The organism is Pseudomonas sp. 3B-A001-10F (assembly GCF_056313565.1).
The window spans coordinates 22,685-36,651 of the sequence record NZ_JBQYFW010000023.1 but is presented as its reverse complement, the minus strand read 5'-3'; the positions used below and the strand labels follow the sequence as shown (position 1 = coordinate 36,651).

General features: G+C 60.5%; 12 protein-coding genes. 4 read left to right on the top strand and 8 right to left on the bottom strand.

Features of this window, described 5'->3' with window-relative positions; genetic code table 11:
- Positions 1 to 27 precede the first annotated feature (27 nt).
- A complete protein-coding gene (locus AC0ZWN_RS19815) occupies positions 28 to 1,440 on the bottom strand; it encodes an MFS transporter (protein ID WP_476336212.1) in 1,413 nt (470 codons plus the stop codon).
- 103 nt (positions 1,441 to 1,543) lie between these two features.
- Here AC0ZWN_RS19815 and AC0ZWN_RS19810 point away from each other — a divergent pair, with 103 nt between their 5' ends.
- The gene (locus AC0ZWN_RS19810) at positions 1,544 to 2,431 is read left to right on the top strand and encodes a LysR family transcriptional regulator (RefSeq protein ID WP_476336211.1); all 888 of its coding nucleotides are present in this window, start codon (positions 1,544 to 1,546) and stop codon (positions 2,429 to 2,431) included.
- On the opposite strand, the gene AC0ZWN_RS19805 is transcribed toward AC0ZWN_RS19810, so the two are convergent.
- Complete coding sequence (locus AC0ZWN_RS19805; protein WP_257355411.1) at positions 2,428 to 3,048, bottom strand: cell wall hydrolase; 621 nt, start codon at positions 3,046 to 3,048, stop codon at positions 2,428 to 2,430. The genes AC0ZWN_RS19810 and AC0ZWN_RS19805 overlap by 4 nt on opposite strands.
- A 199-nt stretch (positions 3,049 to 3,247) precedes the next feature.
- Here AC0ZWN_RS19805 and AC0ZWN_RS19800 point away from each other — a divergent pair, with 199 nt between their 5' ends.
- Complete coding sequence (locus AC0ZWN_RS19800) at positions 3,248 to 4,099, top strand: CAP domain-containing protein (protein ID WP_476336210.1); 852 nt, start codon at positions 3,248 to 3,250, stop codon at positions 4,097 to 4,099.
- Between the two features lie 361 nt (positions 4,100 to 4,460).
- Here AC0ZWN_RS19800 and AC0ZWN_RS19795 read toward each other — a convergent pair whose 3' ends face one another.
- The 4 genes from AC0ZWN_RS19795 to AC0ZWN_RS19780 form a co-directional block, all read right to left on the bottom strand.
- Positions 4,461 to 4,616, bottom strand: a complete 156-nt coding sequence (locus AC0ZWN_RS19795; protein ID WP_476336209.1) for a DUF2474 domain-containing protein — start codon at positions 4,614 to 4,616, stop codon at positions 4,461 to 4,463.
- Positions 4,603 to 5,619, bottom strand: a complete 1,017-nt coding sequence (gene cydB, locus AC0ZWN_RS19790; RefSeq protein ID WP_007918423.1) for a cytochrome d ubiquinol oxidase subunit II — start codon at positions 5,617 to 5,619, stop codon at positions 4,603 to 4,605. The genes AC0ZWN_RS19795 and cydB overlap by 14 nt, the downstream gene beginning before the upstream one ends.
- Before the next feature lie 3 nt (positions 5,620 to 5,622).
- Complete coding sequence (locus AC0ZWN_RS19785) at positions 5,623 to 7,026, bottom strand: cytochrome ubiquinol oxidase subunit I (RefSeq protein ID WP_414916087.1); 1,404 nt, start codon at positions 7,024 to 7,026, stop codon at positions 5,623 to 5,625.
- Between the two features lie 106 nt (positions 7,027 to 7,132).
- Entirely contained in the window at positions 7,133 to 9,457 is a 2,325-nt protein-coding gene (locus AC0ZWN_RS19780; RefSeq protein ID WP_476336208.1) for an FdhF/YdeP family oxidoreductase, read from the bottom strand.
- A 354-nt stretch (positions 9,458 to 9,811) separates the two neighbouring features.
- On the opposite strand from AC0ZWN_RS19780, the gene moaA reads away from it, so the two are divergent.
- A complete protein-coding gene (moaA, locus tag AC0ZWN_RS19775; RefSeq protein WP_150650442.1) occupies positions 9,812 to 10,810 on the top strand; it encodes a GTP 3',8-cyclase MoaA in 999 nt (332 codons plus the stop codon).
- A 36-nt stretch (positions 10,811 to 10,846) separates the two neighbouring features.
- Positions 10,847 to 11,743, top strand: a complete 897-nt coding sequence (locus tag AC0ZWN_RS19770; RefSeq protein WP_123376710.1) for a bestrophin family protein — start codon at positions 10,847 to 10,849, stop codon at positions 11,741 to 11,743.
- 437 nt (positions 11,744 to 12,180) lie between these two features.
- On the opposite strand, the gene AC0ZWN_RS19765 is transcribed toward AC0ZWN_RS19770, so the two are convergent.
- Positions 12,181 to 13,386, bottom strand: a complete 1,206-nt coding sequence (locus tag AC0ZWN_RS19765) for a molybdopterin molybdotransferase MoeA (RefSeq protein ID WP_476336245.1) — start codon at positions 13,384 to 13,386, stop codon at positions 12,181 to 12,183.
- Positions 13,383 to 13,922: a molybdenum cofactor biosynthesis protein B gene (gene moaB / locus AC0ZWN_RS19760; RefSeq protein WP_476336207.1), complete on the bottom strand. Its 540-nt coding sequence runs from the start codon at positions 13,920 to 13,922 to the stop codon at positions 13,383 to 13,385. The genes AC0ZWN_RS19765 and moaB overlap by 4 nt, the downstream gene beginning before the upstream one ends.
- Positions 13,923 to 13,967 lie beyond the last annotated feature (45 nt).

The following is a 13,967-nucleotide window of genomic DNA, read 5'->3' as shown; positions in this document are numbered from 1 at the left end:
AGTGAGCCTGCTCGCGATAGCGGTGGTTCAGCCAACATCCTCATTAACTGACACACCGCTATCGCGAGCAAGCTCGCTCCCACAGTTGAACTGCGCTCGGCTGATGATCAAAGCCATAGCCATCAATGCCACCGCGACGCCAAAAGTAATGTGCAAGCCGCTGGCAATCGATGTTGCCGGCGCCTGCGTCGGATCGCCCGCCGCCAGCGCAAACACTGCGCCCATCACCGCCGCCCCAGTGATCAACCCCAGATTACGTGCCAATCCAAGCATCGCCGAAACCACACCGCGTTGCTCCTGACGAACTCCGGCCATCAACCCGGTGTTGTTCGCCGCCTGAAACAGCGCATAGCCGACGGCGACCACTGCAATCGACAGCAAATAGGCGGGCAACCCCAGACTCATCGGCAACAGCGCCAACAAGCCACAACCGCAGGCCATGGCGAGCAACGCGCCCGGCACGATGCGCCGCGCGCCGAAGCGGTCCACCAGACGCCCGGCCGGCACACCGCCAAAAGCAGACAACAACGGCCCGAGCGATAACGCCAAGCCGACCACGGCACTGCTGAGGCCCAATCCGCGACTCAGGTAAAACGGTCCCACCACCAGCGTGGTCATCATCACGGTCGTCACCAGCAAGGTCAGCGCCAGGCTGCTGCTCAATCGTCGCTCAGCGAACAGTGACAAGCGTATCAGCGGCGCCTTGGCCTTCTTCTCGATCATAAAGAACAAGCCCGCGCCGCCCAGACTGGCCAGCAGCAGCGGAAACATGAAACCGTCGAGCGTCATTGCCAGCGCATAGGCCGCCAGCGTGAAGACCAGCACCGCGCTGCCAGAATAATCGAACGTCACTCGCGGCCCTGCTGCGCGATCCGCCGGCAGAAAGCGATACACCAGCCAGACATTGAGCAAGCCCAGCGGCACGTTGAGCAGGAAAATCGCCTGCCAGCCGACATGCGTCATCAACAACCCACCCAGCGACGGCCCAAGACTGGTGCCCGTCGCCGACATCGTCGCCAGCAAGCCCATCGCACTGCCTGCCCGCGTCTTCGGCACCGCATCGGCCACCAACGCCACGGTCAAGGCGAACATGATCGCCGCGCCGACGCCTTGCACCGCCCGTGCGCCGATCAGCCAACCCAGTCCGGGAGCCAGCGCACAGGCCAACGAAGCGCTGGTGAAAATGCCGATCCCGATCAACAGCAGTCGACGTCGACCAAAACCATCGCCCAGACGCCCGACGCTGACGATCAACGTGGTGATCGCCAACAGGTAAGCGAGCACGATCCATTGCACCTGTTGAAACGTCGCCTCGAACGCCGCCGCCAGAATCGGCAGCCCGGCGTTGGCGATGCTGGTGTCCAGGGAAGGCATCAACATCGACAAGGCCAGACTGGTCAGCGCCCAGCGGGCGGGAGTGCTCAGAGGTTCTTGGGGCATGGCAGGCTCACAGTGCAAAGGTGATGCGTCATAGCCTGAGCCTCGACAACACACGGCGCAAGACGCATGCTTTGCACTCAATACCTGCATGGAACGCCATGTCATGACCACCCCGGATCTGAACCTGCTGATCACCCTCGACGTCTTGCTGCGCGAAGGCAGCGTCGCCCGCGCCGCCAAATGCCTGCGGTTGAGCCCGTCGGCCATGAGTCGCGCCCTCGCCCGTTTGCGCGAAACCACCGGGGATCCGTTGCTGGTGCGAGCAGGTCGTGGCCTGGTGCCAACGCCGCGCGCACTCGAATTGCGCGAGCGGGTCAGTCATCTGGTGCAGGAAGCCGAGGCGGTTTTACGCCCTGCCGAAGTGCTCGACCCGCGCCGCTTGCAACGCACCTTCACCCTGCGCAACACCGACGGTTTTGTTGAAACCTTCGCCGCTGCCCTGCTCGCGCGTATCGCTGAAGAAGCGCCGGATGTACGCCTGCGCTTTGTGCAGAAAGCCGACAAGGACAGCACGCCGCTGCGCGAAGGCCGCGTCGATCTGGAAACCGGCGTGGTCGATGACAGCACCGACCCGACACTGCACAGCCGCATCCTGTTTCAGGATCAATGGATCGGTGTGGTTCGAGAGGGGCATGCCTTGAGTTCGGGAAAAATCACCAGCAGGCGCTTTGCCGGCGGCGAGCACATTCTCATTTCACGACGCGGGCGCAGCAGTGGCCCGGTCGACGAAGCGTTACTCGCGCTAGGGCTGACACGAGACATCGTCACCTCATTCGGTGGATTCTCGGCGGCGCTGACGCTGGTGCGTGAGTCAGACCTGATCGCCACGGTCCCGCAGCGTCATACCAGCAAACTGCGCACAGGCCTGCACAGTTTCGCCCTGCCCTTCGCGATGCCGGACATCAGCGTGTCGATGCTCTGGCACCCGCGCATGGACGCTGACCCGGCGCATCGCTGGCTGCGTGATTGTGTGCGGCAGGTCTGCGCTTAGCGCGCGTCGCCGCCGGCAGGTTTGTAGAAGAGAAATTTTTTCGTTTCAGCGGTCTTGCGATATTCCTTGGCCCAGCTCGGATGCACATTGCGGTCGTGGAAATACAGCGCGCCGTTGGTGCGATCCTTGAGCTGGCGGTTCAGCGCTTTGCGGGCGATATCCTTGGCCAGCGTGTATTCGGCATCTTCCTTGACCTGATCCGGACGCCCGTCGCACCACCAGGAAAACTGGCAGCTCTTGGTTTCCGAGCCTTGTTTGACGACAGCGCAGACCTTGTCAGGGAAGCCTTCGTGGCCGAGGCGATTCATCACCACACTGGCCACCGCTTCCATTTCCGGCGTGTCTTTGCCTTTGGCTTCCCAATAGATACTACGCGCCAGGCAAGTGATCGGATCGTCCAGCGGCGCCGCGCCGGCCGGGTCGACCGCTTGCACTTCGGTCGGGGTGATGGCTTCGGCTTTCGGTGCCGGTGCGGCGCTGACCTTGTCCGCCGCTTTCTCTTCCAGCACTTGGGCTTTTTCTTCAGCCTTCGCTTTGATCGGGGCCTGATCGGTGGCCCATGCAGAGCCTGCCAACAGGGTGAATACGAGACAACCCGCCCAGCCTTTCAATCCCATGTCTGTTCTTCCGGCAGCGCCCGAGTCGGGCATGGTGTTGCGTCGGGGAGACACCCGTATCCCGGGGTCTTCGGAGAGTGTAGACGGCAAACCCAGAGACAAAGTTGCGCAGAAAAACCGCTGAATGAAGAAAAAAGACATTGCACTCACCGGGGGCCTTTCGCGCATCATGGGCGCATTCAGCTCAAGGGAGATTTCCATGCGCTTCATGCCATTCGTTCTGCGTCTTGCCGCTTTGTCCGTGGGCGTTATGTTTGCCATTCCGGCGCTGGCCGGCGATGAGTCGCAATTGATCGAGTCGATCAACAGCTACCGCAGCCAGCCACAGCGTTGTGGTTCGCAGGCATCGAATGAACTGCCACCGCTGTCGGCTGATCCCCGGCTGAGATTACGCGCCACCGGCGCTGTCGATCTGCAACAAGCCATGGCCAGCGCCAGTTACCCGATGGTCAATGTGCAGGCGATCACCCTTAACGGCCCGCGCGATGCGGCGTCGGCGATGAAGGCGATTCAGGAAAGTTTCTGTCAGGTGGTGCTTGATCCGCAGTTCGTCGATGTCGGTGTCAGCCGCGATGATCGTGACTGGCGCATCGTATTGGCGCGGCCGCTGCTGTCGGCCAAGCTGGGGGATACGCAAAGTGAGGGGCAGAAGTTGCTCAGTGAACTCAACGCCGCGCGCAGCCAGGCGCGTCAGTGTGGCGGTCAGGCGTTCGCCGCTGCCGCACCGCTGGCCTGGAACGCGACGCTGGGCACGATCGCCCAGGATCACAGCCGCGACATGGCCAACAACAATTACTTCGATCACAAGGACCGCGACGGCCGCACCCCGGGCGATCGCGCGGAACTCGCTGGTTACAGCGGCCAACAGGTCGGCGAAAACATCGCCGCCGGCCAAGACACCGTGCACAAAGTCGTCGAAGGCTGGCTCGCCAGCACCGGCCACTGCGCCAACCTGATGAACCCGCAATACCAGGAACTCGGCGCCGCCTACGCGACCGACCCGAAAAGCAGCGCCGGCATCTACTGGACCGCGATGTTCGGCGCCCAGTAACTCAAATCTCAAACACACCGCCCCCACAGGGGCTTGAGTTGATCAGTAGATCTTCGGCCGAACCGAGATCCAATGTGGGAGCGAGCCTGCTCGCGAAGAGGCCCTTACATTCAACATCAACATTGTCTGACCTGACGCCTTCGCGAGCAGGCTCGCTCCCACAATGATCGGTGTAATGCTCATCATCCCTGAACAACACAAAACCCTGTGGGAGCTGGCTTGCCAGCGATGAGGCCCGCCCCTTCAACATTGATGTCGACTGACCCACCGCTATCGCTGGCAAGCCAGCTCCCACAGGGTCAGCAGTCGCTCGGAAGATTGAGGCAATAAAAAACCGCAGCCTGGCTGCGGTTTTTCAGGCTCAGTGGGTTCTCATCCCCGCGGCGTACATCGCCAGTTTCAGCAGGCTCGCCACCACCGCCAGCGACACCACGCTGCCCAGCCAGATCAACAACAGCCAGCCCAGACGCTTGTAACAGCGGCTGTTCTTCACTTCGCGCGAATCAATGGTAGCCATCGCCAATCCTCACTTTGCCGCGGAATACGTAGTAGCTCCAGAAGGTGTACATCAGGATCACCGGCAGGATGAACAGTGCGCCAATCAGTGCAAACAACTGGCTCGACGGCGGTGACGCGGCGGCCCAGATGCTCACCGATGGTGGGATGATGTTCGGCCAGATACTCAGCGCCAGGCCGATGTAACCGAGCAACATCAGCACCAGCGTAAACACGAATGGCCAGTGCGTATGGCGCTGACGCAACGTACGCAGCAGCCCGAACAGCGCCAGCAACGCCAACACCACCAATCCGGCAAACACCTGCAGATGCCCGTGTGTCGACCAACGTGTCGCCAGCTCCGGATGCAGTTGCAGGGTCCACACGCCGATCACCAGCACCATCGCCATCAACAGCAAGGCCAGCGGCCGGGTGAACAGACGCATCCGCGACTCCAGCATGCCTTCGGTCTTGACCAGCAACCACGTACTGCCGAGCAACGCATACGCGATCACCAGCCCCACGCCACACACCAGCGGAAACGGTGCCAACCAGTCCAGACCGCCGCCGGCAAACTGCCGATCAACTACCGGAATCCCGGACACGTACGCGCCAATCACCACACCTTGGGAGAACGTCGCCAACAGCGAGCCACCGATAAACGCCTTGTCCCACCAATGGCGTTTTTGCGGCGAAGACTTGAAGCGAAACTCAAACGCCACGCCACGGAAAATCAGCCCGCAAAGCATCAGGATCAGCGGCAGATACAACGCCTCGAGAATCACCCCGTACGCCAGCGGAAACGCGCCATACAACGCCGCGCCACCGAGCACCAGCCACGTCTCGTTACCGTCCCACACCGGCGCGACGGTGTTCATCATCACATCGCGTTCCTGCTCATCCGGGATCAGCGGAAACAGGATCCCCAGGCCCAGATCGAAGCCGTCCATGATCACGTACATCATCACCCCGAAGGCGATGATCACTCCCCAGATCAACGAGAGATCGATACCTTGAATACCCATGACTCAATGCTCCTTCATAGGGGCGGTAGCCGCCGAAATCGGTCGACGCGGCGCCTGCAACTCATCGCCCGCAGGCGGATGTTCGTAGTGCGGCTGCGGGCCTTTTTTCACCAGTTTCATCATGTAGCCGATGCCCACGCTGAACACGGTGAAATAGATCACCACGAACAGCGCCAGCGACGTGCTCATCTGCGCCACCGAGTGATGCGACGCTGCGTCATGGGTGCGCAACAAACCATAAACCACCCACGGCTGACGCCCGACTTCCGTGGTAATCCAACCGGCCAGCAGCGCAATCAGCCCGCTCGGCCCCATCAACAACACCAGTCGCTGGAAGCCGCGATGCTGATAAAGCTTGCCGCCCCGGCGCAGCGCCAACCCCAGCAAACCAACGAGGATCATCAACATCCCCAACCCGGCCATGACGCGGAAGCTCCAGAAAATCACGGTCGAATTCGGCCGGTCTTCTTTCGGAAAGCTCTTCAGCGCCGGGATCTGCTTATCGAGGCTGTGGGTGAGGATCAGGCTGCCGAGATAGGGAATCTCCAGCGCATACTTGGTCTTCTCCGCCTGCATATCAGGGATGCCGAACAGCACCAGCGGCGTCGGGCCGTTGTCGGCGTTTTCCCAGTGACCTTCGATGGCGGCGATTTTTGCCGGTTGATGCTCCAGCGTGTTCAAGCCATGGGCGTCACCGACCACTGCCTGAATCGGCGCCACGATCAGTGCCATCCACAACGCCATGGAAAACATCTTGCGCACCGGCGCCGTGTTATTGCCGCGCAGCAAATGCCAGGCAGCCGACGCACCGACGAAGAACGACGTCGCCACAAACGCGGCAATCGCCATGTGCGCCAGACGGAACGGGAACGACGGGTTGAACACGATCGCCAGCCAGTCCAGCGGCATCACCCGACCGTCGACGATTTCAAAGCCTTGCGGCGTCTGCATCCAGCTGTTGGACGCAAGAATCCAGAACGTCGAAATCAACGTACCGATGGCGACCATTACCGTGGCAAAGAAGTGCAAGCCACGGCCGACACGGTTCCAGCCGAACAGCATCACCCCGAGGAAACCGGCCTCAAGGAAGAACGCAGTCAGCACTTCATAGGTCAGCAACGGCCCGGTGATGCTCCCGGCAAAATCCGAGAAGCCGCTCCAGTTGGTGCCGAACTGGTACGCCATGACCAGTCCCGAAACCACGCCCATGCCAAAATTGACCGCGAAAATCTTCGACCAGAAATGGTAGAGATCACGGTACGTGTCATTGCGGGTTTTCAACCACAGGCCTTCGAGTACCGCGAGGAAACTCGCCAGGCCAATGGTGATCGCCGGGAAAATAATGTGGAACGAAACCGTGAACGCGAATTGAATTCGCGCCAGGTCCAGTGCCTCCAGATTGAACATGATGATGTCCTCATCCAGGCTGAAAAGCGGCAGCACGAACCCGGGCCACCGCCAGACGCGAACGCCTGCAGCCAGTCAAATTGCCAATGTTTTTATGAGTCGCGGGTTACGCCAGCGACGACGGGATCAGGTTGCTGACCTTCGCGGCTTCGAGGCGGATCGCGACGAACTTGGAGGTCGGCGTATACGTGCGGTCGCCGTAGCTTTCCAGCGGTACCAGCGGATTGGTCTCCGGGTAATACGCCGCCGCCTGCCCTGGCGGAATGTCGTAGGCAATCAGGGTGAAACCGCTGACCCGACGCTCGCGCTCGTCGTCCCACAGCGCTACCAGATCAACCTTCTGCCCCGGTTCAAAGCCCAGGCGCTGGATGTCCTGCTCGTTGGCGAAGATCACATCGCGCATGCCGTAAACACCGCGATAACGGTCATCGAGGCCGTACAGCGTGGTGTTGTACTGATCGTGGGAACGCATGGTTTGCAGAATCAGGTGTGGCTTGACCGGCAGGTTGCGCACGCCCTCGCTGATCAAGTGTTCGGGCAGCACGCACGGGGTGAATTGAGCCTTGCCGCTGGCGGTGTTCCAGACCCGATCCGAAGCGTCGTTACCGAGGTGGAAGCCACCCGGAATCAGCAGCTTTTCGTTGAAGTTTTCAAAGCCCGGAATCACGTCGGCAATCAGGTTGCGGATGCGCCCGTAGTCGCCCACCACCCACTCCCAATCGATCGGGTGCTTGCCCAACGTCGCGGCGGCGATCCCAGCAATGATCGCCGGCTCGGATTTCAACTGCGCCGACTTCGGTTTCAATTGACCGAACGACAAATGCACCATGCTGAACGTGTCTTCGACGGTCACGCCTTGCGGGCCTTCAGCCTGGATATCGATGTCGGTACGCCCGAGGCACGGCAGAATCAGCGCGTCGCGACCGGTGACCAAGTGGCTGCGGTTGAGCTTGGTCGCAATGTGCACCGTCAGGTCGAGTTTGCGCATGGCGGCGTGGGTGCGCGGGGTGTCCGGCGTGGCTTGGGCGAAGTTGCCGCCCAGACCGATAAACACCTTGGCTTCGCCGCGTTCCATGGCGCCGATCGCCATCACCGTGTTGTGGCCGTGCATGCGCGGCACGTCGAAGTTGAAGCGTTTTTGCAGCGCGTCCAGCAAGTCCTTCGGCGCCAGTTCGTTGATGCCCATGGTGCGGTCGCCCTGCACGTTACTGTGGCCGCGAACCGGCGACAGCCCCGCGCCCGGACGGCCGACGTTGCCCCGCAGCAGTTGCAGGTTGATGACTTCCTGCAGGGTTGCCACTGAATGCACGTGTTGGGTCAGGCCCATGGCCCAGCACATGATCACGCTTTTGGCGCGGCCATACATGCGCGCGGCCAGTTCGATGTCATGCAACGGCACGCCGGACTGCTCGAGAATGTGCTCCCAACTTGTCGCCTCGACTTCAGCCAGATAGCTGTCGAGCCCTGTGGTGTGCTCGGCAATGAACGCATGATCGAACACTGGCTCGCCGCCAGTCGCCTGAGCTTCGCGTTCCCACTGCAACAGGAATTTGACCATGCCGCGAATCATCGCCATGTCGCCGCCAAGGGCCGGACGGAAGTACGCGGTGTTGGTCGCTTCCCAGCCGTTGCTGAGCATTTCGAGCGGGTTCTGCGGGTTCTGGAAACGCTCCAGGCCACGCTCTTTCAGCGGATTGATACAGACCACTTGCGCGCCACGTTTCACCGCTTCACGCAGCGGTTCGAGCATGCGCGGGTGGTTGGTGCCGGGGTTCTGGCCGATGACGAAAATCGCGTCGGCGTGATGCAGGTCCTCGTAGACCACGGTGCCTTTGCCGACACCGAGGGTTTCGATCATGCTCACCGCGCTGGCTTCGTGGCACATGTTCGAGCAGTCGGGGAAGTTGTTGGTGCCGAAGGCGCGGACGAACAATTGATAGAGAAACGCCGCTTCATTGCTCGCACGGCCGGAGGTGTAGAACTCGGCCTCGTGCGGCGATTTGAGGTTTTTCAGATGATCAGCGATCAGCGCGAACGCATCTTCCCAACTGATTTCCACATAGCGGTCGACCCGCGCGTCGTAGCGCATCGGGTGGGTCAGACGACCCTGATACTCCAGCCAGTAGTCGCTCTGCTCGGCCAGGCTCGACACTGTGTACTTGTTGAAGAAAGCCGGGTCGACCAAACGCCCGGTCGCTTCCCAGTTCACCGCTTTCGCGCCGTTTTCGCAGAACTTCAACATGCTCGCGCCCGGCGCTTCACCCCAGGCACAACCCGGGCAGTCGAAGCCGCCGTTCTGGTTGGTCTTGAGCATGGCACGGATGTTTTTCAGGGCGTTTTCGCTGCCCAGCCAGCTTTTGGTCAGGCTGATGACAGCGCCCCAACCGGCAGCGGCGCCTTTGTAGGGTTTGTAACGGTCGACTTGTGACATGGGACTCTCCATGACGATGCACACAGGCATGAACCTGATTCGGTTAAACAGCGACGGCCGACTTTAAAAGTTGAAAAGTGGTCGTTGGTTTTGCCGGGGCAAGGATATGAACCGTTACAAAACATTGTCTAATCGCTATTAATTACCGCCTTATCGAAAGCATCTATCACGGCTAAAAAACCTTTATTTACGGGACTTTGCGAAACTAAAGAAGCAACTTTCGGCGAAAAATATTTTATCATCGACGGCATCAATCAGCTGTTCATTAACAGTGATTGGACGGCACTCAAAGTTGCCCATAACCTGCGCTGACCAAACTCCTTCAACCGGGGTTTTCATTCCTGCGAGGCTGTCATGTCAGAGCGTGTCTTGATCGATGGTTACAACCGCCGCGTCGACTATCTGCGCATGTCGGTAACCGACCGCTGCGACTTCCGCTGCGTCTATTGCATGGCCGAAGACATGCAGTTCCTGCCACGCCAACAAGTGCTGACGCTGGAGGAAATCTATCAACTGGCGCAGAGCTTTGTGGCGCTGGGGACGCGCAAGATTCGCCTGACCGGTGGCGAGCCGTTGATTCGTCCGGGCGTGGTCAAGCTCTGCGAGCAGATCGCCGCCCTGCCCGGCCTGCGCGAGTTGTGCATGACCACCAACGGCTCGCAACTGGGCAAACTCGCTGCGCCGCTGTTCGACGCCGGGGTCAAACGCCTGAACATCAGCCTCGACAGCCTCGATCCGCAGCGCTTCAAACAGATGACCCGCACCGGCGATCTGGCGCAGGTGATCAACGGCATCGATGCCGCGCGCAAGGCCGGTTTTACCCGCACTAAACTCAATGTTGTGGTGATGCAGGGCCGTAATGATCAAGAGATCAACGATCTGGTCAGCTTCGCCATTGATCGTCAGCTCGATGTCTCCTTCATCGAGGAAATGCCGCTGGGGATCATCAGCGAACACAGCCGTGCCGAGTCGTTTTTCTCCAGCGCGCAGGTGCGCGAAAAGATCGCCGAGCGCTATACCCTGATTGACTCTGCCGAGTCGACGCAAGGCCCGTCGCGCTACTGGCGCCTGGCCGAGGCGCCGGAGATTCGTTTGGGTTTTATCTCACCGCACAGCCACAACTTTTGTGGCACCTGCAACCGTGTGCGCCTCACCGTCGAAGGGCGCCTGCTACTGTGTCTGGGTAACGAGCATTCGGTGGATCTGAAAGCGGTGCTGCGCGCGCATCCGGGGCAACCGCAACGGCTGGAGAAAGCCATTATTGAGGCGATGAAACTTAAGCCGTATCGGCATAATTTCGAAGTGAACGATGATGTTCAGGTCGTGCGCTTCATGAACATGACCGGCGGCTGATCCCGCCAGTTTCATCGGTTATCGGAACCGCACAGCATGATCATCAGACCCAAGGTCAACCAGTTCGCCATTCTCTTCACCCTCAAGGGTTCGATTGCCAAACGCATCGCCCTGCGCACGCTGATGGTCACCCTGCTCGCCTCGGCCATCGTGCTAGTGGAAATCCTCCATCCGAGCAACTTCACCAAGGTCAATGCCACGCCGTTTACCTTGCTCGGTTTGTCGCTGTCGATCTTCATGAATTTTCGCAACAACGCCTGTTATGACCGCTGGTATGAGGCGCGTAAAGCCTGGGGCGAAGTGATCGTGCACATTCGCTCGGTGATTCGTGAAACCCATGTGATCCGTGAATCGGCTGAGCGCAAGCCGTTGTTGCTCAATCTTTGTGGTTTTGCCCATGCGTTGAACGCGCGGTTGCGTAAAGAAAGCGAAGCGGATGCGAGCAGCCAATGGATCATGCCGAAACCTGATCCGCAGACGCCGGACTACAGTGGGCGCATTCTGCAAACGATCGGCCAGCAGTGTTCCGATCTGCATCAGAACGGTGAACTGACTGAGTGGCGCTACATGTTGCTGGCCAATCACCTGACCAGCCTGACCCAGGCGCAAGCGGTGTGCGAACGGATCAAGACTACGCCCCTGCCGTTTCCCTACACGCTGTTGCTGCACCGGACGATTTATCTGTTCTGCATCCTGCTGCCGTTTGCCATGGCGGAACCACTGGGCTGGCTGACACCGTTGTTCACAGCGATTGTCAGCTACACGTTCTTTGGCCTCGATGCGATTGCCGATGAACTGGAAGACCCGTTTGGCCGCGACGAAAACGACCTGCCGACCGATGCGCTGGTACGCACCATCGAACGCGACATCCTCGCCGAACTCGGCGCCGAAGTGCCGCCGGCGCTGAAGCCAGTCGACTATGTGCTGAGCTGATCCGTAGCTCTCCAGACACCTCAAAACCCTGTGGGAGCTGGCTTGCCAGCGATGAGGCCGCGTCAGCCAACGTCAATGCCAACTGACCTGCCGCCATCGCTGGCAAGCCAGCTCCCACACGTTCTGTGTACATCCTCAACATCAAGCATCACCACAAATCATTGTGGGAGCTGGCTTGCCAGCGATGAGGCCGTATCAGCCAACGTCAATGTGACTGACATGCCGCCATCGCTGGCAAGCCAGCTCCCACACGTTCTGTGTACATCCTCAACATCAAGCATCACCACAAATCATTGTGGGAGCTGGCTTGCCAACGATGAGGCCGTATCAGCCAACGTCAATGTGACTGACATGCCGCCATCGCTGGCAAGCCAGCTCCCACAGGTTCTGTGTACACCGCGGATATTGATGCCCCCACAGTTTGATTGGTGGTGAGGTCAGAAGAGTTCGTTGAACGGGATGAAGCGCAGCGGGTCGCCGAGGCTGTGCGTGCTGTTCTCGGGGATTTCCACCAGGCCATCGGCCCAGGTCGCGCCAAGCAGGACGCCGGAGCTTTGATTGGGATAGAGCACCGCACGCCCCGCCTCCAGCCGCACCCGCAGGTATTCACGGCGGCCGCCAGCCTTGTGCCAGTCGAAACCTGCATTGACCGTAAAACTCAGCGGCATGACATCTTCCACACCCTGAATACGCAGCAAATACGGCCGCGCCAACAAGCCAAACGTCACCAGCGCCGAGGTCGGATTGCCCGGTAAACCAATCACCGGCACCGTGCCAAAATGCCCGACCGTCAACGGTTTGCCAGGCTTGATCGCCAGTTTCCACAACAGCGGTTTGCCGCTGTCGCGCAGCACTTGCCCGAGGCAATCGGCATCCCCGGCTGACACGCCGCCCGTAGTCAGAATCAGATCAACGCTTACTTGCAGTTGCTCAAGTTTGAGCCGCGTCTGCGCCGGGCGATCCGGGAGGATGCCGGCGTCGATCACTTCGCAGCCCAGCTCACGCAACCAGTGGCCGAGCAATACGCGGTTGCTGTTGTAGATACTGCCGGGGCGCAACGGCTGGCCCGGTTCGACCAGCTCATCACCGGTCGACAGCAGCGCCACACGCGGGCGACGCACCACGTGCAGTTGCGCTAGCCCCTGCCCGGCGGCGACCGCCAGCTCGAACGGCCCAATACGTTTGCCGGCGCGCAGCAGGATGTCGCCGACGCGATTTTCCTGACCTTGCGCGCGGATGTTCTGCCCCGCCTTCAGCGGCTGCAAGAAGCGCACGCGGCCGTCCTCCAGCACTTCGACGTTCTCCTGCATTTCGACGCAGGTGGCGCCGGGCGGCAGCGGCGCGCCGGTAAAAATCCGTGCGCAGGTGCCGGGCAGCAACGTGTCCGGTGCCAGCCCGGCGTAAACCTTCTGTGAGACCTTCAGCGGCTGTCGGTGCAGATCGGCGAGATTGAGCGCGTAACCGTCCATGGCGCTGTTCGGCCACGGCGGCAAGTCGAGGGTCGCCACCAGATCACTGGCCAGCACCCGCCCACGCGCATCGTCGAGCGCCAGCAGTTCGCTGTCGGCCAGACGTTGCTCATTGGCCATGCACAGCAATTGGTCGAGGGCGTCCTCGACCGGCATCAACGGTGCTTTGCTCATCCGCGTGACCCGCAGGATTGCACGGCTTTCAGGTGCGGGACGAAGTTGCATGGGCGATGACGGTTGTCCAGTTGCTCGGCAAGAATGCCTTCCCACGCCGTGCGGCAGGCGCCGGTCGAACCCGGCAGGCAGCACACCAGCGTGCCGTTCGACAGCCCGGCCAGCGCGCGGCTTTGCACGGTGGACGTGCCGATATCCAGAATCGAAATCGCCCGGAACAGTTCGCCGAAGCCGTCAATCTGCTTATCAAACAAGCAGGCCACCGCTTCCGGCGTACTGTCGCGACCAGTGAAACCCGTGCCGCCGGTGATCAGCACCACTTGAATACCTTCGTCGGCAACCCAGTTCGCTACCTGAGCGCGGATTTTGTACAGATCGTCCTTGAGCAAGTTGCGCTCGCTCAACGTATGACCGGCTTCCAGCAACCGACTGACCAGCAACTGGCCCGAGGTATCGCTGGCGTAATCGCGCGTATCGCTGACCGTCAGCACGGCAATATTCAGGGGGACAAACAGGGCATCGGCTTTGGCACTCATGGCAGTTCTCCGGCAGCAGTCAATCAACATTGCCGAGCAGCCTAA